The organism is Paraburkholderia sp. CHISQ3 (assembly GCF_030464945.1).
Classification (GTDB): domain Bacteria; phylum Pseudomonadota; class Gammaproteobacteria; order Burkholderiales; family Burkholderiaceae; genus Paraburkholderia; species Paraburkholderia megapolitana.
Genome location: NZ_JALPRG010000001.1, coordinates 469,249 through 492,847, shown reverse-complemented (window position 1 = coordinate 492,847; position 23,599 = coordinate 469,249). Strand labels below are relative to the sequence as shown.

The window sequence follows — 23,599 nt, the reverse complement described above, 5'->3', positions numbered from 1 at the left end:
TCATCGCCTCCAGGTCCGAGCGGGACCGCAAGGCTTAAAAGTTGTTTCATGTTTCTGGTGATCGACTGTTAGTGCTGGCTCTGCAGAATGCCGCCATGGATCACGCTGCAGATTTTCTCTGGACATGTTTGTCCCGCCCGCCCAGTCGGGTTTCCGTATTTCCTTGACGGCACCACATGAATGCAATCGTTCAGGTCGCGCTTCGCCGGCCGTTGACCTTCGTCGTTATGAGCATCCTGATCGTGCTGTTCGGCGGCATGGCGGTGTTCAAGACTCCGACCGACATCTTTCCGGCCATCCGTATACCGGTCGTCGCGGTTGTCTGGACCTATAACGGTCTGTCTCCGCAGGACATGTCGGGTCGAGTGATCTACTACTACGAACGCTCGCTCACGTCGACGGTGGCCAACATCGAACACATCGAGAGCCAGTCGCTTTACGGGCGTGGCATCGTCAAGGTGTTTCTGCAACCGGGTACCAACGTCGCCGAAGCTCAGGCGCAGATCACGGCCGCGTCGCAGACCGTGCTGAAGCAGATGCCGGCAGGCATCACGCCGCCGCAGATCATGTCGTACAACGCGTCTTCGGTGCCGGTGCTGAACCTTCAGGTGTCGGCCCCCGGCATGACGGCGGCGCAGGTCTACGACATGGCGTCGAACCTGATCCGCCCGCAACTCGTCGCGGTACCCGGCGCGGCGATTCCGACACCTTATGGCGGTGCTTCGCTGAACGTCGAGATCGATCTCGACCAGGCGAGCTTGCTCGCGCACGGCCTGTCGGCGACCGATGTTGCTCACGCGCTCAGTTCGCAGAACGTCGTGCTCCCGGCGGGCGACCAGAAGATCGGCGCACTCGACTTTATGGTCGAGACCAACGCGAGCCCGGTGGAAGTCGCCACCTTCAACAACCTGCCGATCAAGACCGTCGATGGCGCAACTGTCTATCTGCGCGATGTCGCCTACGTCCATCGCGGTTCTCCGCCGCAGATCAACGCCGTGCTTGTAAAGGGCAAGCAGGCCGTGCTGATCCAGGTGCTGAAGAGCGGCGATGCTTCGACGCTCGCGGTGGTCGACGGTATCAAGAAGGCGCTGCCGGGCATCATCCGCACGCTGCCGCCCGGTGTGAAGATCACGACGTTGAACGACGCATCCGGTTTTGTACGCGATTCGGTTCGCGAAGTGGTGCAGGAGATGGTCACTGCCGCGATCCTGACCGGGCTCACCGTGCTGCTGTTTCTCGGCAGCTGGCGCTCGACACTGATCGTCGCCACCTCGATACCGCTTGCGATCCTGTGCTCGATCCTCGCGCTATCGTGGCTCGGACAGACCATCAACGTCATGACGCTGGGAGGACTGGCGCTCGCGGTGGGCATTCTGGTCGACGATGCGACCGTGATGATCGAGAACATCGATTCGCATCTGGAATCCGGCGCGGAACTCGAGCCCGGTATCATCGAGGCCGCCAACCAGATCGTCGTGCCGACGTTCGTCGCGACGCTGTGTATCTGTATCGTATGGCTGCCGCTGTTCCAGCTCTCCGGCGTCGCAGGCTATCTGTTTCTGCCGCTCGCCGAAGCGATCATTTTCGCCATGATCGCTTCGTTCATCCTGTCGCGTACGCTCGTTCCGACGATGGCGGCGTACCTTCTGCGCAGCCAGGTCGAACAGCACAAACGCGGCCACGCCGGTATTCCAGGGCCGTTCACCCGCTTCCAGCGAGGCTTCGAGCAGCGCTTCAACCGTTTCCGCAACGGCTACAAGGAAGTGCTGACCGGAGTCGTCTCGCATCGCGGCCGCTTCATCGCGATGTTCCTCGCTGTCGCGGTGTGTTCGCTCGGTCTGATCGGCTTTCTTGGGCGAGACTTCTTCCCGTCCATCAAGTCCGGCGAGATCGACATGCACATGCGTGCGCCGGTCGGCACGCGGCTCGAGGAAGCGTCGAGGCTCGCGGTGCTCGTTAATGCGGAAATCCGCGAGATCCTGCCAGGCCAGGTGACGAACGTGCTCGACAATTGCGGCTTGCCTTCGAGCGGCATCAACGAAGCCTACAGTTCGACTGGCACGATCGGACCGCAAGACTGCGACATCACGATCAGCCTGAAGAGCGAACGTTCGCCGGTGGACGACTATCGCTTCAAGTTGCGTCGACAACTACCCGCTCTCTTCCCGGGCACGACCTTCACGTTTCTGCCGGGTGACATCACGGCGAAGATCCTGAACTTCGGTCTGCCCGCGCCGATCGATGTGCAGGTAGCGGGACGCGGTCAGGCCGCAAATTACGCGTTCGCGCAGAAGCTCGCTGCGCGCATCCGAAGCATTCCGGGCGCGGCCGACGTGCATATCCAGCAGGCCTTCAACGAGCCGACGCTAAAGATCGCCGCATCGCGTTCATTCGCCTCGGGGATCGGTCTTACCGAAGCCGACATTGCCAACAACGCGCTCGCCACGCTGTCGGGCAGCGGACAGACCGCGCCGACCTACTGGCTCGACACGTCGAGCGGTGTGTCGCATCTCGTGAACATGCAGACGCCACAAGATCAGCTCACGTCGATGAACGATCTGGAAACCATTCCGATCGACAAAGGAAACGGCGATCCGGGCGGCGACGGCGTGCAACTGCTCGGTGCGCTCAGCCGCATCACACAAACCGGCACGCCGTTGCTCGCGTCGCACTACAGCATCCTGCCGGCCATCGACATCTTCGTGAGCAATCAGCGCCGCGATCTCGGCGCCGTACACGATGCGGTTCAGAAGGTCGTCGACGAGATGAAGGATCAGGTTCCGCACGGTGCCAGCGTGCATCTGCGCGGCCAGGCGCAGACCATGAGCAGCGCCTACACGCAGTTGCTCGCAGGGCTCGCACTGTCGGTTCTGCTGGTGTACCTCGTGATCGTCGTGAACTTCCAGTCGTGGCTCGATCCGTTCATCATCATCACGGCGTTGCCCGGTGCGCTTGCCGGCATCGTCTGGAGTCTGTTTCTCACGCACACCACACTGTCGGTGCCGGCGCTCACCGGTGCGATCATGTGTATGGGGACGGCGACCGCCAATTCGATCCTCGTCGTGTCATTCGCACGCGATCATCTGGCCCAGTACGGCGACCCCATTGCCGCCGCGATCGAAGCCGGGTACGCACGCATCCGGCCCGTGCTGATGACCGCTCTCGCGATGATCATCGGCATGCTGCCCATGTCCTTTAGCAACACCCAGAACGCACCGCTTGGACGCGCCGTGATCGGCGGCTTGCTGGTCGCGACCTTCGCCACCCTGTTGTTCGTGCCGTGTGTCTTTGCATTCATGCATCGCGACCACAGGGCAAACCGGGATTTGCACGTATGAACACTTTTCGCGAAACACCTGTCACCCGTTATCCCAAAGCGCGCGTGCTCGGGATCGCCGTTGCCCTCGGCCTCGCCGCACTCGTCGCGCTCGGGATCGTGCAGCGGCACGCCAACGTCGTCGAATTGCAGGACGTCGCCAACGAGAGCTCGGTTCCCCCCGTGCAGGTGATCCTTCCGATGCCAGGACCGCCGACGCGCTCGATGACGCTACCCGGCAACATCCAGGCATGGTATTCGGCACCGATCTATGCGCAGGTGTCCGGCTACGTGAAGAAGTGGTACAAGGACTACGGCGCGCAGGTGAAGGCCGGTGAACTGCTGGCCAGCATCGATGCGCCGACCGTCGACGAGCAATACGAAGGCGCGCAGGCGGATCTCGATGTCGCGCGCACGAACTACAATCTCGCCGACGTCACCGCGAAACGCTGGACCGCGCTCGAGGGAACGCAAGCGGTTTCCCAGCAGGAAGTCGACGTGCAGGTTGCCAATGCGGCAGCACAGAAAGCGAAGGTGCGCGCGGCGCAACATCAGGTTGCGCGCTTCAAGGTACTGGAGGGCTTCAAGGACATCGTCGCACCGTTCGACGGCATCGTGACGTCGCGCAATACCGACGAAGGAAACTACGTGAACGCGGCGGGTGGCGACGTCGGCGCGCGCGGTGCCGCCGATGAACTGTTCAGCGTGTCCGATATTCACGAGATGCGCGTGTTCGTGTCGGTGCCGCAGGACTATTCGCAGATTCTGAAACCGGGCCTTACCGCAGCGTTGTCGCTGCCGCAGTACCCGGGCCGCACGTTCCAGGCGACCTTCGACACCACAGCGAATGCGTTCAATCCACAGACCCGGACTGTGGTGACGGAACTGCTGGTGCCGAATCCGGATCATCTGATCTGGCCGGGCACCTATGCGGATGTGCACTTCGTGATCCCGTCGGATCCGCACATCCTGATCGTCCCTGAACAGGCGCTGCTGTTTCGCGCCGAGGGCATGCAGGTTGCGCTTGTCGGAGCGGACGGCAAGGTTCATCTGCAGAACGTCAAGCTCGGTCTCAATCTCGGCCAGACCGTCCAGGTGATCAGCGGTCTGAAACCGACAGACCGCCTCATCGTCAATCCGTCTGCGGGGATACTCGAAGGCGAGAAAGTGCGCGTCGTACCGGGCACACCGGGCGTTGCGCTGTCCTCTCAACGCCTCGCGCCACCGCCGGTTCCCGCCAACCTCAGTGACGAGCAGCGCGCGAAGATGGAAGCGGCACACGACGACGTGAACAAATGATGCATCGACTCTCACGTATCCGATACTTCGTCGGACTGGCACTTGTCGTGGCGTTGTCGGGTTGCGACCTGGCACCGGTCTATCACGCACCGCAGATGCTGCTGCCCGCGGACTATCGCGGCGCCGGCCCGTTCGTCGAGGCCGCCCCGCAAGATCAGATTCCGCGCGGGCCCTGGTGGCAGATGTTTGCCGACCCCGAACTCGATCGGCTCGAGCGCGAACTCGAGGCGGCCAATCCTGACTTGAAAGCCGCACAGGAAACGTACACGCAGGCGCGCGACGTGGTCGCCGAAGCCCGCTCCGGACTCTTCCCGCAGATCGATGCAAACGCGTTTACCAGTGAGAACAAGGAGTCGCTGCATACGTTGTTTCACACCGGGACGGGGCCGCTGCAGCAGCCTTCAAACGGGTACGGCGCATCGCTATCCTGGGAACCCGATTTCTGGGGTGAGGTAAGCAATAGCGAGAAACGCGCAGCACAGTATGCGCAGGGCCAGGCGGCGCTCGTTGCGTCCGCGCAGCTGAGCCTCGAAATGGAACTCGCGAACGACTACATGGCGGCACACGGTCTCGATACCGAGCACGCAGCCTACGTACGCGCGATCGATCTGTACCGCAACGCCGTGCGGATTACGCAGATGCGTTATGCGGGCAAGATTTCGTCCGGCCTCGACGTCGCCCGGGCTGAAAACCAGCTTTCGGCTGCGCAGGCGCAGGACACCGACGTACAGGCGCAGCGCGCGGTACTCGAACATGCAGTTGCGGTACTGGCAGGCCGGAATCCGACGACATTCACGCTGCCGGTTCGCACCGACTCCCACATCACGTTGCCCGACGTTCCCGCCGGCGTACCGTCGGAGCTGCTGCAGCGCCGCCCCGACATCGCTGGAGCGGAGCGCGCGATGGCCGGAGCCAATTCGGCAATCGGCATTGCGCGGGCCGCGTTCTATCCGAACATTCGTATCAATGCGATGGCCGGCTTCGAGGATACCGGGGGCGCGCTCGCCGCACTGCCCAACTCGCTGTGGGCCGTCGGGGCGTCGGCCATGCTGCCGCTGTTCGAGGGCGGTCTGAGAAAGGCCGAGCTGCAGGCGAGCTGGTCGCAATTTGCGCAAACGGGCGATGAATACAAGGCTGTCGTACTCGCCGCGTTCCAGCAGGTCGAGGACGACCTGGTGCTCACCAGCAAGTTGTCCACCGAAGCCGACCAGCAGGAGGCCGCGCTACAGGCCGCGCTCAAGGTGCAGAAAATTTCGATGAGCCTCTATACAGATGGTCTGGACAATTACCTGAACGTCACGGTCGCCCAGATCGCGGCGCTGACTGCGCAGATTTCCGAGGTCGAGGTGGAGACGCGTCGCCTGCAGACGGCAGTCGCACTGATCGGCGCACTCGGCGGCGGCTGGAGCGCGGCCGATCTACCCACCCGCGATCAGACCATTCCGTTCAGCCCCATCGGTCTGCGCTCACCGCGCGACAACGCAGCCGGAATTTCAACGAAGCAGCCGACGTAGCGACTGAAACGGAAAACGAAACATGGCACTCAGGGACATTCTCGTGCACGTCGACGCGAGCGATGCAGGCCAGCGAAGGCTGCGCCTCGCAGCCGATCTGGCGCACCGGCACGCCGCGCGACTCACTGCGCTGTTCGTGCGCGAATACAGCATCGAGCAGCAGCATCGGTTGCGCGCCGCCGAACTCGGGCTCGCCTCGGGGCAACGCACCGATGCGTTGACACGCGACATCGTCGGCGAACTGGACGGCAACGCAGACCTGTTACGTGCGTTGCTCTCGCGTTTGCAGCAGAACCTCGCCATCGATGTCGCGTGGCGTAGTGTCGACGGGATGGCCAGCAAGGTCGTGCCACAGCAATCGCGTTACGCGGATCTGACCGTGATCGGTCACAACCCTTTCGACAACGCGGCACTCCCCGACGACTATTCGTTTGCTGAAACGATGCTCTTCACGACGGGGCGCCCGCTAGTCATCGTTCCGGCTCAAGAACTGGCCGCAGCGGTACCCGATACGCTCGGGCGCAGTATCGCGATTGCGTGGAACGGTAGTCGCGCATCGGCGCGCGCGCTGTCCGATGCATTGCCGCTCGTGCAGCTGGCAGCGAGCACGACCGTTTTCGTGGCCGAACCGAGTCGCCTCGCGCATCCCGATCGGGTCGACCCGGCGTCGATTCTCGATCATGTTGGGCGACATACCGCGCATGTCGAGTATCGGCCGCTGCAGGCATCGAACGGCGCACTCGGCGATCTGTTGCAGGACGCGGCGCTCGAAGTTGGCGCGGACCTGCTCGTCTGCGGCGCGCATGGCCGGCCCCGCCTGTGGGAAAAGATGCTGGGCCGCGTCACGCATGATCTGCTGACGCGTATACGCATGCCACTGCTCGTTTCCTGCTGACGCCTGTTGCGGTCCTCGCGTTGTGCGAGCCAGCGTGCGCCATTCAGGCAACATCGGTCCTGCCCTGGCCTGCTGCGCGCGGCATCGGAACGTGAACATTCCGGAAGCCGCCGGGAGAGGCGATGCCCGAATCAACCGAACAGATAACCCGAGCCGCGTATCGTGCGGATCATCGGGCGTTCGCCCGGCACATCGACCTTCTTGCGCAGACGCCCTACATGCACGTCGATCAGGTTCGTACCCGGATCGAAGCGGCAACCCCATACCGCTTCGAAGATCATCGTGCGCGTCAGCACCTGGCCCGCATGACGCATCATGAATTCGAGCACGCGAAACTCGGTGGGCTGCAGATCGAGTTCGCGTTCGCGATAGGTGACCCGGCGACGCACGAGATCGAGTTCGAGCGAATCCTTGCGCAGCACGGTTTCGGTTTTCGTGCCGCGTGGGCGCCGTCGCAGCAGTACTTCGACGCGCGCAAACATCTCGTCGGGTGAAAACGGTTTGGTCAGGTAATCGTCGCCGCCTGCGCGCAGCCCCTTGATGCGCTGATCGACATCGGACATTGCGCTCATCACCAGCACCGGCGTTTCCATGCCGACGCCGCGCATCGTTGCGACGATCGTCAGGCCGTCGAGGTCCGGCAGCATGCGGTCTAGCGTTACGACGTCGTAGCTTCCGCCCATCACCTTGGCCATGCCCTCGCGGCCGGTGCGCGCGAGATCGACGGAGAAACCGCCCGCGGTGAGTGTGCGCACGATGTCGTGCGCAATCAGTTCATCGTCTTCAATCGTGAGAATTTTCGGCATCGATAGCGCCTGTTCGTTGCACGCGCTCAGGCCACGGCGCGCAGCGTCACTGCCTTGTCCGGCGAGCGATACCGGTTGACCACGAAGTCGATGAAGCTGCGTACCTTCATCGACAGATAGTTGCGGCCCGAGTAGAGGATTGACACCTGATGCGCGCCGCCGTTGACCGCGAACTGTTCGAGCACCGGCACGAGCGCGCCGTGCGCGAGATCGTCGGTGATCAGTGGTCGCGGCAGCAGCGCGATACCCATGTGGTTGAGTGCGGCAGCGCGTGCGGTGGCGTGACTCGTCGTTGTGAGTGCGTTGCCGGCGCTGACGCGTTGAATGCCGTCGACGCCCGAAAATTCCCACGTGCGCGACAGACCATCCGAGATCGCGAGCAGGTCGTGCCGCGCCAGCGCGGACGGATCGCGCGGCGTGCCGCAACGCATGAGGTACGCGGGCGATGCGACGACGACATCGTCGACCGTTGTCAGCGTGCGGCTGACCAGCGTCGAACTTGCGAGGCGTCGGTCGTCGGAGAAACAGACATCGAAGCCGCCTTCAATCATGTCGACATGCGTGTCGAACGTCGTCACGTCGAAGTTGACGCGTGGATGTAACGCCCGATACGACGCGAGCAGGATGCCGAGGTTGGTCGTCGAGAACGTCATCGTGCTCGCGATGCGCAGCGTGCCGCACGGATCGCGTGTGGTCTGCACGAGATTCGATTCGACCTCGTCGAGCTTTTCGACGATCGCGCGGCAGCCGTCCAGATACTCCTTGCCCATGTCGGTGAGCGACAGACTGCGCGTCGTGCGGTTGAGCAGACGCACGTTCAGATGAGCTTCGAGTGTGCCGATGCTGCGCGTCACCGCAGCCGCCGACATACCCAGTTGTCGCGCCGCGAGATTGAAGCTGGCGAGATCGACTACGCGGATGAAGGCACGCATCGCCTGGAGTTGGTTCATGATTTCGCGCGAGTTAGGGCAACGCGTAGATGATCGGCGATGGCGTGTAAAACAAAGTCGCTACGTGGATTAAGCCTTTTTTAACTTGCTGCAATGTTCATGAAGATTGCAAAGGAGACCTTTCATTTGACGATTCACAAGCCTTCATCGTGAGAATGAAAGAGAGTGGGGCGTTGGATGTGCAATGGATATGCGCGGCGACTCGCAACCTTGAAAGACGGAGGCGAACGACGCGTATCGAAGCGGTGGAGCAAACGCAGAGACGCGCATGCGAATGCACGCGCGTGAGAGAGAAGAGGGGTCGCGCATCGCGATGAATGCGCATGCCGCCTGCATTGCGCAGCGGCGTGAATGCCTGAACTAGTTGGGCAGACTATGCGTTTCGGCGAGCGTGTCGAGATGCTTCGATAACGCGTCGTGGAGTTTCTCGAGGCTGTGCGTCGGTAGTGCGAAGCCGGCCCAGCCCAGACCCGAATGACGCAGAAACACCACCGCGCCGTCGTACATCGGATGCATCTCGGAGTGCCAGCACGGGTCCAGCTCGATCACATATTGGTGCGAACGCGAAGGCTCTTTAGGCAGTTCGGGTTTCATCGATGCACGTATCAGACTGAGATGCTCGATAACGGCATCGACGTCGCTTGCTTCGAGCAACACGGAGGCCTGCTCGATGGCGATGCGGACTGTGCTCGTGCCGTACTGGTTGATTACTTCGATGCTCATGGGGCGCGTCATCGCTCGACTCCTGGTACCTGTCCCGATGCGGAAATTATGGAGTGGCGAAGTGGGGCGCAGTCTGAAACAGTGAGATCGTTGGATTAAAGTTTTTTTAAGCTGGGCGGATTAGCCCACGTGCGATTGTTGCGATCTGCAGCGACAAGCGCTTGTGTCCTTGCATGAACAGCAAGAGAGAAGATCGGCTCGCAGTGCATTGACTGCGAGCCGATGAAAGAAACGTACTACAGCGCCGCAGGCGCATTCGGCACTTTCGTATTGCGCGTATAAAGCATCGCCGACAGCACGACACCACCGGCCGCCGCCAGCGCCGCAAACAGAAACACCGAGCCATACCCGAACTCGCCGGCGACATAACCGGCAAGCGGCCCGGTAATCCCCAGCGACAAATCAAGGAACACCGAGTAAGCCGACAGCGCCGCGCCGCGGCTTGCCGGCGGCACCAGCGCGACGGCCTCGACGCCAAGCGCCGGGAAGATCAGTGCGAAACCGAAACCGGTCAATGCCGCGCCAAGCAGCGCGATGTGCGGCTCGGGCGCGAGCCACAACATGAGCAACCCGGCGCACTCGAACGCAAACGATGCAATCGCCACGCGAAAACCGCCATACGTCTTGATCGTGTTGGCGAACAGCAGACGCGAACCGACAAACAGCGTGCCAAACACCGTCAGCGACAGCGCCGCATTCGGCCACTGCCGTGCCGCGTAGAACAGCGTGATGAACGTCGCAATCGAACCGAAGCCCGCCGACCCCAACGCGAGCCCGATGCCATGCGGCAACACGCGGCTGAACACGCTGCGATACGACATCCGTTCGCCATGCACGACAGGAACCGGTGGGATCGGCCGCGCGAGGTAGTAGCCGAGCGCTGCGAGCGCGATCACGACGACGCCGAGCGCCCAGTAACCGATGCCATGCGCAATGCCGACACCGAGCGGTGCACCGATCGCGAGCGCACCGTACGTCGCGATGCCGTTCCACGAGATCACGCGTGCGTTGTTCGTCGTGCCGACCCGGCCGATGCCCCACAGAATCGCGCCGGTCCCGCACAGACTTTCGCCAAAACCGAGCACGAGCCGGCTCAGCACCAGCAACGTGAGACTCACGCCGGTCCACTTACCGCACAGCACCGCGAGCAGCAGCAAGATGCCGCTCGCGCCGCAGCCGAGCAGACCGATCGACACCGTCTTCTTCGGCCCGAGCGTATCGGCCGAGCGACCCGCCAGCGGACGCGACGCCAGGGTCGCGAGGTACTGCACGCTGATCGCCGCCCCGGCGAGCACGGCGCTGAACCCGAGGTCGTTGTGCACGTAACCGGGCAGCACCGCGAGCGGAAGGCCGATCGTCAGGTAGCAGATGAAGGTGAAAAAGACGACCGGAATGATCTGCAGAGTCGTCGCGAACTGGCTGCGGGGCGTGATTGAGTCGGCGGACATGGGGAAAACGAGACTTGAAATCGGCGGGAAGGCGTGATTTTCCCATGGAACCGGTTCTCTTGCAGCGAGCACTTAATAATTTTGGCCCGCAAAAAACGGTGTCGGATGTGTATAGAGCGGCGAAAACCGCGTATCGGGCCGCACAGCGGGCATTTCCGCGAGCATCCGTCGATCTGGAAATGTCATTTTGTAGATATAAATACAAAAAATAGTCCAAAAATACGCTACTTCTATAAGTCATCAAGCCACTGAACCACGAGATTTATCGCTCCAGCCATATATCCCGCATGCGGATGCGCCTATGGGTTGCCAATATTGAAGGTGATAGCGTTCGAACCGTCCCCGCAGCACGGCCCAGCAGGCCAGAACAATCGAGACGAAACATGAGCCAGCCGATCCGCTTCTATCACCGCAATGCGATCCGCGAGATCCGCAATACGCCAGTCACCCGCACGGTGCTGCAATACCTGCGCGAAGACGCGCGCTGCACCGGCACCAAGGAGGGCTGCGCCGAAGGCGACTGCGGCGCCTGTACCGTCGTGATCGGCGAGCGCAACGCCGCGGGCGGCGTGAGCTTCAAGGCGGTCAACGCGTGCATCCAGTTCCTGCCGACGCTCGATGGCCGCGCGCTTTTCACGATCGAAGACCTGCGCCAGCCCGACGGCTCGCTGCATCCGGTTCAACAGGCGATGGTCGAATGCCACGGCTCGCAATGCGGCTTCTGCACGCCGGGTTTCGTGATGTCGATGTGGTCGTTGTACGAAAAGCATGGCCACGAGCAGAGCTGCGCGAACCGCACGGTGCCGTCGCGCACTGAAATCAGCAATGCGCTGACCGGCAACCTGTGCCGCTGCACCGGCTACCGGCCGATCGTCGATGCCGCCGTGCAGATGTTCGAAGCCCCCGCGCCGAAAGCACCGGTCGATCTCGAAGCACTTGCGAGCACGCTCGCCACGCTCGAGCGTCACGACACGTTCCACTATGCGCACGCCGGCCAGCAATTCGATGCACCACGTACCGTCGAAGCGCTCGCGCAGATCAAGAGCGTGCAACCGGCTACGCGGATACTCGCGGGCAGCACCGACATTGGCCTGTGGGTCACGAAGCAGATGCGCGAACTGGGCGACATCGTGTATGTCGGGCAGATCGCCGAACTGCAGCGTATGGCGGTGACCGACGGCTGGATCGAGATCGGCGCCGGTGTCAGCGTCGAGAAGGCCTACGCGGAACTCGCGAGGCATTACCCCGAATTGAACGAAATGTGGCAGCGCTTCGCGTCGCTGCCGATCCGCAATGCGGGCACGCTCGGCGGCAACGTTGCGAACGGCTCGCCGATCGGCGATTCGATGCCGGGGCTGATCGCGCTTGGTGCACGGGTTGTCGTGCGAGGCGGCGAGATCGAGCGCGAGATGCCGCTCGAAGACCTGTACCTCGCGTATCAGAAGAAAGACATGGAGGCGCACGAGTTCGTCGTCGGCTTGCGTGTGCCGACGCGTACCGGTGTGCGCGCGAATCTGCAGTTCCGCACGTACAAGCTGTCGAAGCGCTTCGATTCCGATATCTCGGCGGTGTGCGCGGCGTTTTCGTTCATCGCAGATGGCGACACGGTGCGCGAGCCGCGCATCGCATTCGGCGGCATGGCCGCGACGCCGAAGCGTGCGACGCACGTGGAAGCGGTGCTCAACGACGCCGAGTGGCACGAAGCCACTGCGCAGGCCGCGATGCTCGCACTCGCGAAAGACTACGCGCCGCTTAGCGACATGCGCGCGACCAGCGACTACCGCGTCGAAGCCGCGAAAAACACGTTGTACCGCTTCTGGCTCGAAACGCGCCCGCACAATCCGCTGCCGAAGGCCGCGCTCGATGTGCGCGCCGTCGAAGCCGCCGGTGCGAGTGCGTAAGAGAGCCACAGCCGGGCTACAGTAATACCGAGGTACGGAGAACCATTCGAATGAACCAGCAAGCTGAGCCGTTCCTGAAGGACGCGCAGAATCTCGACGACCTGATCAACGACTTCACGCAGGTCCACGTGTCGCGTCCGCATGAATCCGCGCACCTGCATGTAAGCGGCCGCGCCACCTACACCGACGATATTCCCGTCGTCGCAGGCACGTTGCACGCCGCGCTCGGTCTGTCGACGAAAGCGCACGCGCGGATCGTCTCGATGTCGTTCGATGCCGTGCGCGCGACACCGGGCGTGATCGCCGTGCTCACCGCCGAAGACATTCCCGGCGCCAACGACGTCGGCCCGATCATCCACGGCGACGATCCGATTCTTGCCGACGGGATCGTGCAGTACGTCGGCCAGCCGTTCTTCATCGTCGTTGCGACGTCGCACGACACGGCGCGCCTCGGTGCGCGTCGAGCGGAGATCGTCTACGAAGAGCTGCCCGCGATCATGACCGCGCAGCAAGCCCGCGCCGCCGATTCACGCGTCCTGCCGCCGATGAAGCTCGCGCGCGGCGACGCCGGCACAAAGATCGCCCGCGCGGCACACCGCGATGCAGGCGAGATGCTGCTCGGCGGTCAGGAGCAGTTCTATCTGGAAGGACAGATTTCGTATGCGGTGCCGAAGGACGACGACGGCATGCACATCTGGTGCTCGACCCAGCACCCGACGGAAATGCAGCACCTCGTTGCACACGCGCTCGGTATCGCGTCGCATAACGTACTGGTCGAATGTCGGCGCATGGGCGGTGGGTTCGGCGGCAAGGAGTCGCAGTCGGGGTTGTTCGCGTGCTGCGCGGCGCTCGCTGCGTGGAAGCTGCTGTGTCCGGTCAAGCTGCGTCCCGATCGCGACGACGACATGATGGTCACGGGCAAGCGCCACGATTTCCACTACACGTATGAAGTCGGTTACGCCGATGACGGTACGATCGAAGGCGTTGGGGTCGATATGACATCGCGCTGCGGCTTCTCGGCGGATCTGTCGGGACCGGTGATGACGCGCGCCGTGTGCCACTTCGACAACGCGTACTGGTTGCCGGATGTATCGATTGCGGGTTTCTGCGGCAAGACGAATACGCAGTCGAACACTGCGTTTCGTGGGTTTGGCGGCCCGCAGGGTGCATTTGCGATCGAGTACATCATGGACGACGTCGCGCGTTCGCTCGGGCTCGATCCGCTCGATGTGCGTCGTCGCAACCTGTACGGCAAGACCGAACAGAACCAGACGCCGTACGGCCAGGTCATCGACGACAACGTGATCCACGAACTGCTCGACGAAATCGAAGCGACCAGCGACTACCGCGCGCGCCGTGCCGCGGTTCGTGAGTTCAACGCGAACAATGAGATCCTGAAGAAGGGCCTCGCGATCACGCCCGTGAAGTTCGGCATCGCGTTCAACGTGACGCACTTCAACCAGGCGGGTGCGCTCGTCCACATCTATACCGACGGTTCGGTGCTCGTGAATCACGGCGGCACCGAGATGGGCCAGGGGCTCAACACGAAGGTCGCGCAGGTCGTTGCGCACGAACTCGGCATTCCGTTTGCACGCGTACGGGTCACCGCAACCGATACGAGCAAGGTCGCGAATACATCGGCGACGGCGGCATCGACGGGTTCGGATCTGAACGGCAAGGCCGCGCAGGATGCGGCGCGGCAGTTGCGCGAACGCCTCGCCGCACTGGCCGCCGAGCGCTATGGGGAAGGCAAGGTCAGCGCCGCCGAAGTGCGTTTCGGCAATGGCGCGGTGAGTGTCGGCGGGACGATCGTGCCGTTCGACGAACTGGTTGCCAAGGCGTATCTCGCGCGGGTGCAGTTGTGGTCCGATGGCTTCTACGCGACGCCGAAACTCTACTGGGACCAGGCGAAACTGCAGGGTCGGCCGTTCCATTACTACTCGTACGGGGCGGCGGTGTCGGAGGTCGTGATCGATACGCTGACCGGCGAGATGCGCGTGCTGCGCGCGGATGCGTTGCACGACGTCGGGGCGTCGCTGAACCCGGCGCTCGATGTCGGCCAGGTCGAAGGTGGCTTTGTCCAGGGCATGGGCTGGCTCACCACCGAGGAACTATGGTGGAACGCGGGCGGCAAGCTGATGACACACGCGCCGTCCACCTACAAGATTCCAACCGTCAACGACACACCGCCCGACTTCCGCGTGCGGCTCTTCAAGAACCGTAACGCGGAGGACAGCATTCACCGCTCGAAGGCGGTCGGCGAGCCGCCGCTGCTGCTGCCTTTCTCGGTGTTCTTCGCGGTGCGCGATGCGGTAGCGAGTGTCGCCGACTATGCGGTCAATCCGCCGTTGAACGCACCGGCCACCGCTGCGGAGATTCTTAGAGCGGTCGGTGCGGTGCGCGAAGCGGCGCGGGCGAGGGCAGCATGATTGCCGGTCTGCGTTCATCGTCTGCAAGCGCAGCTGATGCGCCGGTGCGGATCGGACGTCGTAGTAGTGCGCCGTCGCAGCCGAGCAAACCGATGCACATCGTGTTGTTCGGCGCGGGCCACGTCGGGCACGCGCTCATCACGCTGCTCGGCATGTTGCCGTGTGTCGTGCAATGGGTCGACGAACGCGACGAGCTGTTTCCCGACGAGGTGCCGGCCAACGTGCAGATCGAAGCCACCGACACGCCCGATGCGATCGTCGATAACGTGCCGGCAGGCGCCTACTTCCTGGTGATGACGCACAACCACGCACTCGATTTCACGCTTGCGACGCGCATCATGCGGCGTCGCGACTTTACGTACTTCGGCATGATCGGTTCGAAGACGAAGCGTGTGAAGTTCGAGCGTCGTTTGATCGAGCGTGGTGTCGAACCCGGGCGGCTCGCGCAGATGACCTGTCCGATCGGCGTGGCAGGGATCGTCGACAAGGCGCCGCATGCGATCGCGTTGGCTGTGTGTGCGGAGTTGCTGCAAATCCGCACGCGCGAGGCTGCGCGTGCCGCGTTCGACGCTAGCGCCAACGCTAACCCAGGCGCGTCGTCACACGGCGTCACTGCGAACGTCTAACGTGCCCGGAATCAAACAACCGACGCACGCTTGCGCCGCGCCCCCTTCGCAATCAGCGTCTCCGACACCTGCGCCATCAAACCGCGCAACCAGCCGATATCGCTCGGCCGGTCCGGCTGCGGATGCCACAGCTGATAACACTTGATCCGCGGAAACGGAATCGGCGCCTCGACGACCGCGAGCGGCAACAGGTTCGCGTAGTGCATCGCGAAGCGCCGCGTCGTCGTAAAGATCAGGTCCGATTGCAACAGCACCTGCGGCACGAGCCCGAAGTACGGCAACGTCGTCACGATATGCCGTTCGGCATGCGCTCGCGCGAGGCCGATATCGATTGCGCCACCGCGACCGCCGCTATACGGCGTCGGTGCGAGATGCGGAGCCGCGAGATACGCATCGCGAGTGAGCGGCGTCTGCGCGAGCGGATGATCGGCGCGCATCATGCAGACCACCGTATCGGAGAACAGATCGCTGCGAGCAAAGCGTGCATCGGGTTTTGGCCAGTTGCCGATCACGAGATCGAGTTCGCCGGCATCGAGTGCAGCGGTGTGATCGAGCATCGGATTCAGCGAGTCGATCTCGAGATGCGCATGCGGTGCGGCCTCGCGGAACTGCGCGATGACCGTCGGCATGAAGAAGTCGTTCAGATAGTCCGGTGCGGCGACGCGAAACGTACGCCGCGAGCGCGCCGGATCGAAATCGCCGTGCGGCGTCGCGACGAAGTCCACCTCACGCAACGCGCGCTGAGCTGCGGCGAGCAGCGACGCGCCATATTCGGTGGGCACCATGCCCGATTTGCCGCGCACGAGTATCGGATCGTTGAGCGTTTCGCGCAGCTTGCGCAACGCGGTGCTGATCGCCGGCTGCGTCTGGTTCAGGCGCAACGCTGTCTGCGTGACGCTGCGCTCGACGAGCAGCGTGCGCAGCACGCGCACGAGCCAGATATCGAGGGAGGCGGCGGTATCGTCGTCCATGATCAAACAGGGCAAGGCGGGTCCGGATGAAGCGGTGCGCGTAACCGGCTTGCCGGACAGTTCGCGCGCAGGGTCGCGAAGTCCATAACCTTAGGCTGTTTCAGGCGCGCCGGCATAGCGCGAGCGGTATGGCCGGCATCACGGGGCGTGTCGATGCGTCGATGAATCAGGACTTCGAGGTCGTGGTGATGCCCAGCGGCAGCGTACTGATCCGCTTCACTTCCTTCGATTCCAGCCAGTTCGGCGTACGTGCGCAGTACAACACCATCGGCAACGCGTCTTCCCCCCAGAACAACTGATCGTTCATGCGGAACGTCGGCACGCCGAACACGCCGAGCTTGATCGCTTCGGCGGTATTGCGCTGCAATTGCGCCTTTGTTTCCTCGCGTGCGATCAGCTGTGCGCCGTCGGGCACGCCGACACGCTCGCACAGCAGCGCAAAGCCTTCGTCAGTCGACGGATCGCGGCCTTCGCGCCAGATGAAGCGGAAAATTTCGCGCACGAAAGCAAGGTCGCCGTGCGCAGCGATTGCGAGCAGCAGCGGCCGGGTCGGATCGAACGGATGTGAGGGCGGCATGCGGAACGGGATGCCGAGCTGGTCCGCGCGAAACAGCGCGTGGCGGTACGTGTAGATGCGCTTGGCCGGTATCTCGGCCGCGACCCGTTGCCCCCAGTGGCGGTACAGGTCGTGCAGCGAGACGGGCACCGGCACGAACGGCATGCCGGGCCATTTGTCCTGTTGTTCGAGCAGCAGGTACGTGAACGGCGAGACAAAATCGTAAAACCACAGCGGCTGTCTGGCGTCGATGCCATCGGTCATGAGTGTCTCCCGGAATGCGTTCGTCCCGGCTGGTCGTGGCTGCTGGCTTGCCGGAACTGTGTCGATCTTACGCGGTGCAAGGCGCTGCTGCACTGGTTTTGGCAAGGCGGCGTCGGGTGCAGCGGGCCGCGCGTGCGTTGGGTGCGTGTGACTGCTCAGGTGTTCGACGATGCACGCGCCAGACCCGTGCGGCAGATCCATGCGCCAGGCCCGTCCGCCAGACCCACGCGCCGGATTCACGCGCCGGATTCAAGCGGATCGTGTCGGCGCCGCCGGGTTCGCGTTATCGGCCCCAGGACCGGCTTCGGACGGCCCCGACAGCCCGGCCGTATCGCTGGCGTCACCGCTATCGCTGTTATCGCGCGGCACACGCGAGAGCCGCGTGCGCACGAAACCGATATGTTCGCGCAGCACATAGAACTGGTCGGCATAGGCGAGCGGCATCTTCAGCCCGTTCACCGATTCCTCGATCGAGTCGAGTTTTTCCAGCAGCGCGTCGCGCTCGGCCGCCGAGGTCTCGCTGAGCGCGCCGCGCTCGATGGCGATCAGCGCGCCGTACCAGCGATAAATGCGCGATTTCACCCGCCATGCATACAGCGACGGCACGAGTCGCAAGCCCGGAATCAGCACGACGACGAGCGGCACCAGCACGACGAGCAGACGATCCGCGAGGCTCGCGAGCCAGAACGGCAGCACGCGGTAGAGGAAACTCTTGCCCGACTTGTAGTAGCGCGCGGCATCGTCGCTGAGCGGGAAGTCGTGGGTGAGCTGCGAGGGAAACTCGCCGGCCCGTTGCAGCACGCTCGCCTTGCCGTGCACGTCGCGTGCGGCTTCGATCAACAGGTCCGACAGCGCGGGATGCAGCGAGTCGCGCGCGACCAGTTCGGCGGTCGGCGCGACCATGTGGATCGTCGCCGACGGCAGGTTCTTGCCGAGATCGAATGCGCCCGGCGGCAGATCGACCGTGGTCAGGTATGGAAAGCGCCGCGTGTACGCGTCGGCTTGCGTGAAGTTGTAGAACTGCACACCGGGCGTGCGATACAGCTTGCCCATCACCGGCGGTTGCGCCGAATCGCCGGTCAGGAACGCGGCGTCGATCTTGCCGGAGATCAGCGCCTGGGCCGCTTCGTCGCCGGAGAGCGGCAGCAGCGTCGTGGGACCGGCGTCGGGCGTGATGCCGTTCGCCTTCAGCATTGCAAGCGCCAGCTCGCGCGTGCCGCTGCCTTCGGCGCCGATGGCGAGGCGCTTGCCCTTGAACTCGGAGAGCCGCGCGACCGTCGGGCCGCGATAGAAAATGGCCAGCGGCACGTACGCCACGCTGCCGAGCGACACCAGCCCGTCGCGCGACGTCGACGGCGAGATGCCGTCCTGGACGAAGCCGACGTCGGTGTCCGCGTTGGGATCGGACAGCCGCTTGAGGTTATCGAGCGAGCCTTCGGAGGTCAGCACGACGAGCGTCACGCGATTGCGCGCAAGGATCTTCTTGTATTTCTCCGCGGCGACCCAGAACGTGCTGCCGCGCGGGCCGGCGCTGATCGTCAGGGTGTCGGGCGGCGCCGGCTGGATCAGCCGGAAGGCGAACCAGATCGCGATGACGCTAACCAGCAGGATGGGACCAAACGAGACGGCCAGATCGCGCCAGGAAATCGCCACGAAGCGGGCGACGAGACGGGGCTTGCGCGAAGCCCTGGGAGCGGAGTCGGGACCTTTTGAAGGTTTCATTGGATAGGTAGCGATGACGTCCTGGCAACAGGCAGCGGGCGCTTAAAAGCCGTATGGCGCGGGCCGCCGACGCTGTACGACAGGTTCGCGCCGATGGTACATGAGATTACAGCGCACGGCGGCACGGCCGCAGCGGCGCGGCGTCACAAACCCGTAACAAATAGTGAATCGGTGCGCACCGGTCGACATGGGGATGTCGGCCGACGACCACGTTTTCACCTCAGGTCAATGCCTGCGATGCAGTGCACCAGATGGTGAGATTCACGGCTGTGGCGGGCAAACCCGCTCACTAAACCCTTTGCGCTTCTCGCGCGGCTAGATTAAATTGTGCATCGCTGCCGCGATTGAAGGTTCCCGGCGCGACCCGGCAAGGAACAAGCAGAACCGGGCGCGTCGCAGGTCCGCGCGGCAGGTCGGCCGGCGCATCGTATGGCGTTCGGCGCGGCCGCAGCCTCTCGCCTCTCGCACACCGTGTCGCAGCCATAGTCGGCCGTCGCCGCCGCGCCTTGCAGGCGCCGCGCGTTCGGGCCGCCGGTAGTCGTAACAAAGCCGCTGGGTAGATGCGGTCCAAACCGAAGTACAAAAGGAGAAATCATGAAATCGGTCGATTTTCTGAAGGCGTTGGGTGGTGTAGTAGCCGTTGTGGTGGCGTGCAACGTGTATGCGCAGGCAAGCGGTGCGGACACGACGGCGGCCCCGGCCGCTGCAACGACGAGCGCCAAAACCGTCAAGAAGGCTGACCGCCAGCTGGGCCGCAAGGTGCGCGCTGCGATCAGCAAGGCGCAAGGCGTCGACGTGTCGAACATCTCCGTGCGTGCACGTGGCGGCGCTGTCACGCTGACCGGCTCGGTGCCCGATCAAGGCCAGATCGACAAGGCCGGCGCTGCGGCGCAAGGCGTAGCTGGCGTGACGTCGGTATCGAACAAGCTGTCGGTTGTGCAGCAGTAAGCGTCCAGCATTTGTCCGCGTCGGCTCGCGCATCGCGCGGGTGCGGCGGGCACAGACAGGCTGAACCCAAGACGGGCTCCGGTGTTTCACCGGGGCCCGTTTTCTATGGCGCGTACGTTCGCGTCGATGCGTCGCGAATGTTTAAACGCCGACGATGTCCACACGTGGCCGATGACACACAAATTTCGCAGCTTCCGGCGTACTGTGTGAACGTGCAATGGGAGCGGACGTCATGGAAAGGGCACTTGAGCGCTACACCGACCTGCCGATCGGCGCACGGGCGGCATTCGAACTGGTCTGCGCGCGGCACGGATTTGCGCCCGCGCACTTCGAGGTGATTGCAGGCGCCGACCCGGACGATGCGGCTCATCGTCCGCTCGTGACGATCCGGCGGGGCGGCTGGGCGCAGTCGTATTTCGCCGACGAGGCGGGCCACTGGGTCAGGCAGTTCGAGACCGATCTGAACTGCCGGTTTTTCAAGTAAGTTGCGCGGCTTCGGCCACTACGCCAGCACGAGCCGCAGCCCCACCAGCGTCAGCGTCGCCGCAAGAATATTGCGCAACAGCGCATCCGGTGCCCGCGACGACAGCAGGCTGCCCACCGCGATTCCGGGCAACGAGCCGACCAGCAGCGACAGCAGCATCGACCAGTCGATTGAACCGAGCAGCCAGTGCCCGGCGCCCGCGAGCAACGTAAGCGGCACCGCGTGCGCAATATCGGAGCCGACGATGCGCGTGGTCGGCAGTGCCGGGTACAGCAGCAACAGCACCGTCACGCCGATTGCGCCCGCCCCTACCGAGGTCAGCGACACCAGCACGCCCAGCACCGCGCCGGTCAGCACGGTCAGGCCCAGCGTGCGGCCCTGGCTCGGCGCGTGGTCGCGCTTTGCGGCCAGCGCCGCAAGCTGCGGGCGGAACACCAGCGCCACGGAAGTAATCAGCAGTGCCGCGCCGAGTACGACCTGGATCAGCCGGCTGGCGCCAGGCGTGTCCATGCCATAGCGATGCAGCACGATTAGCGTGATCGTCGTGGCGGGCACGCTACCGGCTGCGAGGCGCATCGTGATCTGCCAGTCGATGGTGCCTTTCAGTCCATGCACGAGCGTACCGGTCGCCTTCGTCGCGGCGGCGTACAGCAGATCCGTGCCGACCGCGGTGGCCGGGTGGATACCGAACAGCAGCACGAGGATCGGCGTCATCAGCGAGCCGCCGCCGACACCCGTCAGCCCGACCAGGAATCCGACGCCCAGACCGGAGACGGAGTACAGCAGTTCGATGTGGGGAAAGGCCATTGCGCGGACCGCGGACGGTTGTCGGATGCAGGTTGCGAAGTGCGATGTCCGAAGCCGCGCGTTCGCTCAGGCGAACGCGCGTCCGGTGGCGCGGCGAAAGTCCGCCATTGTCGCAAAACCCCGCGCTGCGTGCTTAACGTTGCACGCGTGCCTCGAGCAGATCGCCCATGCCGATGCGTTTCGCGAACTCGATGCGTACGCGCTCCGACACTTCGAACACTTCGGTTGCACCATCTCCGACAAAATCGATCAGCGAACGCATCGGTCGCGTGCCCGCGGGCAGACCGACGATGCGCACGATCTCGTCGGCCACCGCGCGCGGATCGGCGTTGGGCGGCGTGAGCGCGGTGAGGCGTTCGCCGATGCGGTCCATCACGCCGTCATAGCGCGCGTACGCTGCAACGGTGTCGGCATCGGCGGGTTTGCCGGCGCTCGGGAAATGGTCGGTGCCTTGCGTGAAGGCACCCGGCACCACGATCGACGTTTCGATGCCGAAGCGCACCAGCTCGTAGGCGAGCGTGACGGCCAGCGAATCCATCGCTGCTTTCGCTGCACCGTACGGTCCCATGAACGGCGGGAAGCCGCCCTTCGTCGTCGTGCTGCTGATCCACAGCATCAGTCCGGTTTCCTGGGCGCGCAGGTACGGCAGCACCGCGCGATTCACGCGCTGCGCGCCGAGCACATTGGTGTCGAACACCTTGACGATTTCTTCGGGCGTGAACGCTTCGGTCGGGCCGGTGACGAGGTGGCCGGCGTTCTGCATCACGACGTCGATACGGCCTTGAGCGTGCACGATTGCGGCGGCCGCGGCATCGGCGGAAGCTTGCGACAGCACGTCGAGTTCGAGCGGATAGAGCGCGATGTTGCGTTGCGCGGCGAGCGCGCGCAGTTCGTCGGCGCGTGCGCGGTTGCGGCCTTCGATGTCGCGCATCGTTGCATAGACGATATGGCCTGCTTCGGCGAGCGCCTGTGCGCTCAGCTTGCCGATGCCGGTGCCGGCACCGGTAACCAGAATGACGGATTGCATGGTGATGCTCCTTCTACGTTGGATGAGTTCGGCGAGGTTCGCCGGTAGTCGGTGCTGTGCGGACCGCGCTCAGGCGATGCCGCCGTTCGCGCGCAGGATCTGGCCGTTCACCCAGCCCGCGTCGGGACCGGCGAGGAACGCGACCACCGATGCGATGTCGTCCGGCTGGCCGAGCCGTTGCAGCGGCGGCATCTTCGTGAAGGTTTCGATCTGCGCCTCGGTCTTGCCGTCGAGAAACAGCGACGTCGCGATCGGGCCTGGAGCTACGGCATTCACGGTGATGTTGCGGCCGCGCAGTTCCTTCGCGAAGACGTGCGTGAACGCCTCGACCGCTGCTTTTGTCGCGTTGTAGACCGCGTAGCCCGGCAGGTTCAGCGCCAGGGTCGTGCTGGAAAAGTTGATGATCCGGCCGCCGTCGGCGAGACGCGCCGCCGCTTCGCGCAGCGTGTTGAAAGTGCCGCGCACGTTGATGTCGAAAGTCTGGTCGTAGAGCGCGTCGCTGGTGTCGGCGAGCGGCAGCGTCTTCAGGACGCCCGCGTTGTTGACGAGCACATCGACCTTGCCGAGTTGCGCTTCGGCGGTTTCGAACAGGCGGCGGACGTCGTCGCTGCGCGAGACATCGGCCTGCACGGCGATCGCTTTAGCACCGCTCGCGCGCAGTTGCTCGACCAGTGCTTCGGCGCTCGCCGCACCGGCGGCGTAGTTGACGACGACAGCGAAACCGTCGGCGGCGAGACGCTGCGCCACGGCGGCGCCGATGCCGCGCGAGGCGCCGGTAACGATGGCAACGTGGGGTTGGGTGGAAGTGTTCATGATTCGTTTCCTCTCAAGTGGGTGGTGGGTGAACGAATCATCGTGCTTATCGACGATTAGATAATCGGGTAAATTTTGTTATTATAATTCCATTCACTTT

19 protein-coding genes are annotated in these 23,599 nt (G+C 63.7%); 9 read left to right on the top strand and 10 right to left on the bottom strand.

Annotated elements, in window-relative coordinates; genetic code table 11:
• Window positions 1-176 precede the first annotated feature (176 nt).
• The 4 genes from M0D65_RS02140 to M0D65_RS02125 are packed head-to-tail and all read left to right on the top strand — an operon-like array spanning window position 177 to window position 7,024.
• On the top strand, window positions 177-3,338 hold the full coding sequence (locus M0D65_RS02140) for an efflux RND transporter permease subunit (RefSeq protein WP_266250782.1): 3,162 nt from the start codon (window positions 177-179) through the stop codon (window positions 3,336-3,338).
• Window positions 3,335-4,615 (top strand): efflux RND transporter periplasmic adaptor subunit, encoded by a 1,281-nt coding sequence (locus tag M0D65_RS02135; RefSeq protein WP_091010154.1) that lies wholly within the window; start codon window positions 3,335-3,337, stop codon window positions 4,613-4,615. Before M0D65_RS02140 ends, M0D65_RS02135 begins: the two co-directional genes overlap by 4 nt.
• Window positions 4,612-6,129, top strand: coding sequence for an efflux transporter outer membrane subunit (locus tag M0D65_RS02130; protein WP_091010156.1), 1,518 nt, complete (start codon window positions 4,612-4,614; stop codon window positions 6,127-6,129). The genes M0D65_RS02135 and M0D65_RS02130 overlap by 4 nt, the downstream gene beginning before the upstream one ends.
• Window positions 6,130-6,151: 22 nt before the next feature.
• The gene (locus M0D65_RS02125; protein WP_091010158.1) at window positions 6,152-7,024 is read left to right on the top strand and encodes a universal stress protein; all 873 of its coding nucleotides are present in this window, start codon (window positions 6,152-6,154) and stop codon (window positions 7,022-7,024) included.
• Between the two features lie 131 nt (window positions 7,025-7,155).
• Here the strand turns inward: M0D65_RS02125 and M0D65_RS02120 are convergent, their stop codons facing one another.
• The 4 genes from M0D65_RS02120 to M0D65_RS02105 form a co-directional block, all read right to left on the bottom strand.
• A complete protein-coding gene (locus tag M0D65_RS02120; RefSeq protein ID WP_091010160.1) occupies window positions 7,156-7,830 on the bottom strand; it encodes a response regulator transcription factor in 675 nt (224 codons plus the stop codon).
• Between the two features lie 26 nt (window positions 7,831-7,856).
• Window positions 7,857-8,780, bottom strand: coding sequence for a LysR family transcriptional regulator (locus M0D65_RS02115; protein WP_091010162.1), 924 nt, complete (start codon window positions 8,778-8,780; stop codon window positions 7,857-7,859).
• Between the two features lie 360 nt (window positions 8,781-9,140).
• Window positions 9,141-9,515: a hypothetical protein gene (locus M0D65_RS02110; protein WP_091010164.1), complete on the bottom strand. Its 375-nt coding sequence runs from the start codon at window positions 9,513-9,515 to the stop codon at window positions 9,141-9,143.
• 224 nt (window positions 9,516-9,739) lie between these two features.
• Window positions 9,740-10,951, bottom strand: a complete 1,212-nt coding sequence (locus tag M0D65_RS02105) for an MFS transporter (RefSeq protein WP_266250781.1) — start codon at window positions 10,949-10,951, stop codon at window positions 9,740-9,742.
• Window positions 10,952-11,334: 383 nt separating this feature from the next.
• Between M0D65_RS02105 and xdhA the strand changes: the two genes are divergently transcribed.
• From xdhA to xdhC, 3 genes are read left to right on the top strand one after another with little or no spacing between them, the layout of a single operon-like run.
• Complete coding sequence (gene xdhA / locus M0D65_RS02100; protein ID WP_266250780.1) at window positions 11,335-12,852, top strand: xanthine dehydrogenase small subunit; 1,518 nt, start codon at window positions 11,335-11,337, stop codon at window positions 12,850-12,852.
• Between the two features lie 50 nt (window positions 12,853-12,902).
• Window positions 12,903-15,281, top strand: coding sequence for a xanthine dehydrogenase molybdopterin binding subunit (gene xdhB, locus M0D65_RS02095; RefSeq protein ID WP_091010169.1), 2,379 nt, complete (start codon window positions 12,903-12,905; stop codon window positions 15,279-15,281).
• Window positions 15,278-15,907, top strand: a complete 630-nt coding sequence (gene xdhC, locus M0D65_RS02090; RefSeq protein ID WP_091010171.1) for a xanthine dehydrogenase accessory protein XdhC — start codon at window positions 15,278-15,280, stop codon at window positions 15,905-15,907. Before xdhB ends, xdhC begins: the two co-directional genes overlap by 4 nt.
• Window positions 15,908-15,918: 11 nt before the next feature.
• Here xdhC and M0D65_RS02085 read toward each other — a convergent pair whose 3' ends face one another.
• From M0D65_RS02085 to M0D65_RS02075, 3 genes are all read right to left on the bottom strand, one after another.
• A complete protein-coding gene (locus tag M0D65_RS02085) occupies window positions 15,919-16,878 on the bottom strand; it encodes a LysR substrate-binding domain-containing protein (protein WP_091010173.1) in 960 nt (319 codons plus the stop codon).
• 166 nt (window positions 16,879-17,044) lie between these two features.
• Entirely contained in the window at window positions 17,045-17,698 is a 654-nt protein-coding gene (locus tag M0D65_RS02080) for a 2-hydroxychromene-2-carboxylate isomerase (RefSeq protein ID WP_091010176.1), read from the bottom strand.
• A 249-nt stretch (window positions 17,699-17,947) separates the two neighbouring features.
• Window positions 17,948-19,420 (bottom strand): TAXI family TRAP transporter solute-binding subunit, encoded by a 1,473-nt coding sequence (locus M0D65_RS02075; RefSeq protein ID WP_266250779.1) that lies wholly within the window; start codon window positions 19,418-19,420, stop codon window positions 17,948-17,950.
• A 594-nt stretch (window positions 19,421-20,014) separates the two neighbouring features.
• Here M0D65_RS02075 and M0D65_RS02070 point away from each other — a divergent pair.
• Together M0D65_RS02070 and M0D65_RS02065 are read left to right on the top strand one after the other, a co-directional pair.
• Window positions 20,015-20,368: a BON domain-containing protein gene (locus M0D65_RS02070; RefSeq protein ID WP_266250778.1), complete on the top strand. Its 354-nt coding sequence runs from the start codon at window positions 20,015-20,017 to the stop codon at window positions 20,366-20,368.
• 232 nt (window positions 20,369-20,600) lie between these two features.
• The gene (locus M0D65_RS02065) at window positions 20,601-20,852 is read left to right on the top strand and encodes a hypothetical protein (protein ID WP_091010182.1); all 252 of its coding nucleotides are present in this window, start codon (window positions 20,601-20,603) and stop codon (window positions 20,850-20,852) included.
• An 18-nt stretch (window positions 20,853-20,870) separates the two neighbouring features.
• Here M0D65_RS02065 and M0D65_RS02060 read toward each other — a convergent pair whose 3' ends face one another.
• The 3 genes from M0D65_RS02060 to M0D65_RS02050 form a co-directional block, all read right to left on the bottom strand.
• The gene (locus M0D65_RS02060) at window positions 20,871-21,659 is read right to left on the bottom strand and encodes a sulfite exporter TauE/SafE family protein (RefSeq protein WP_266250777.1); all 789 of its coding nucleotides are present in this window, start codon (window positions 21,657-21,659) and stop codon (window positions 20,871-20,873) included.
• Window positions 21,660-21,792: 133 nt separating this feature from the next.
• Window positions 21,793-22,686, bottom strand: coding sequence for an SDR family NAD(P)-dependent oxidoreductase (locus M0D65_RS02055; RefSeq protein ID WP_266250776.1), 894 nt, complete (start codon window positions 22,684-22,686; stop codon window positions 21,793-21,795).
• A 69-nt stretch (window positions 22,687-22,755) separates the two neighbouring features.
• Window positions 22,756-23,499 (bottom strand): SDR family oxidoreductase, encoded by a 744-nt coding sequence (locus M0D65_RS02050; protein WP_266250775.1) that lies wholly within the window; start codon window positions 23,497-23,499, stop codon window positions 22,756-22,758.
• Window positions 23,500-23,599 lie beyond the last annotated feature (100 nt).

What these genes read in the sequence shown, in the direction of transcription:
- M0D65_RS02140 (WP_266250782.1), top strand. Translation starts at nt 177, where the DNA reads ATGAATGCAATCGTTCAGGTCGCGCTTCGCCGGCCGTTGACCTTCGTC.
- M0D65_RS02135 (WP_091010154.1), top strand. Translation starts at nt 3,335, where the DNA reads ATGAACACTTTTCGCGAAACACCTGTCACCCGTTATCCCAAAGCGCGC.
- M0D65_RS02130 (WP_091010156.1), top strand. Translation starts at nt 4,612, where the DNA reads ATGATGCATCGACTCTCACGTATCCGATACTTCGTCGGACTGGCACTT.
- M0D65_RS02125 (WP_091010158.1), top strand. Translation starts at nt 6,152, where the DNA reads ATGGCACTCAGGGACATTCTCGTGCACGTCGACGCGAGCGATGCAGGC.
- M0D65_RS02120 (WP_091010160.1), bottom strand. Translation starts at nt 7,830, where the DNA reads ATGCCGAAAATTCTCACGATTGAAGACGATGAACTGATTGCGCACGAC.
- M0D65_RS02115 (WP_091010162.1), bottom strand. Translation starts at nt 8,780, where the DNA reads ATGAACCAACTCCAGGCGATGCGTGCCTTCATCCGCGTAGTCGATCTC.
- M0D65_RS02110 (WP_091010164.1), bottom strand. Translation starts at nt 9,515, where the DNA reads ATGACGCGCCCCATGAGCATCGAAGTAATCAACCAGTACGGCACGAGC.
- M0D65_RS02105 (WP_266250781.1), bottom strand. Translation starts at nt 10,951, where the DNA reads ATGTCCGCCGACTCAATCACGCCCCGCAGCCAGTTCGCGACGACTCTG.
- xdhA (WP_266250780.1), top strand. Translation starts at nt 11,335, where the DNA reads ATGAGCCAGCCGATCCGCTTCTATCACCGCAATGCGATCCGCGAGATC.
- xdhB (WP_091010169.1), top strand. Translation starts at nt 12,903, where the DNA reads ATGAACCAGCAAGCTGAGCCGTTCCTGAAGGACGCGCAGAATCTCGAC.
- xdhC (WP_091010171.1), top strand. Translation starts at nt 15,278, where the DNA reads ATGATTGCCGGTCTGCGTTCATCGTCTGCAAGCGCAGCTGATGCGCCG.
- M0D65_RS02085 (WP_091010173.1), bottom strand. Translation starts at nt 16,878, where the DNA reads ATGGACGACGATACCGCCGCCTCCCTCGATATCTGGCTCGTGCGCGTG.
- M0D65_RS02080 (WP_091010176.1), bottom strand. Translation starts at nt 17,698, where the DNA reads ATGACCGATGGCATCGACGCCAGACAGCCGCTGTGGTTTTACGATTTT.
- M0D65_RS02075 (WP_266250779.1), bottom strand. Translation starts at nt 19,420, where the DNA reads ATGAAACCTTCAAAAGGTCCCGACTCCGCTCCCAGGGCTTCGCGCAAG.
- M0D65_RS02070 (WP_266250778.1), top strand. Translation starts at nt 20,015, where the DNA reads ATGAAATCGGTCGATTTTCTGAAGGCGTTGGGTGGTGTAGTAGCCGTT.
- M0D65_RS02065 (WP_091010182.1), top strand. Translation starts at nt 20,601, where the DNA reads ATGGAAAGGGCACTTGAGCGCTACACCGACCTGCCGATCGGCGCACGG.
- M0D65_RS02060 (WP_266250777.1), bottom strand. Translation starts at nt 21,659, where the DNA reads ATGGCCTTTCCCCACATCGAACTGCTGTACTCCGTCTCCGGTCTGGGC.
- M0D65_RS02055 (WP_266250776.1), bottom strand. Translation starts at nt 22,686, where the DNA reads ATGCAATCCGTCATTCTGGTTACCGGTGCCGGCACCGGCATCGGCAAG.
- M0D65_RS02050 (WP_266250775.1), bottom strand. Translation starts at nt 23,499, where the DNA reads ATGAACACTTCCACCCAACCCCACGTTGCCATCGTTACCGGCGCCTCG.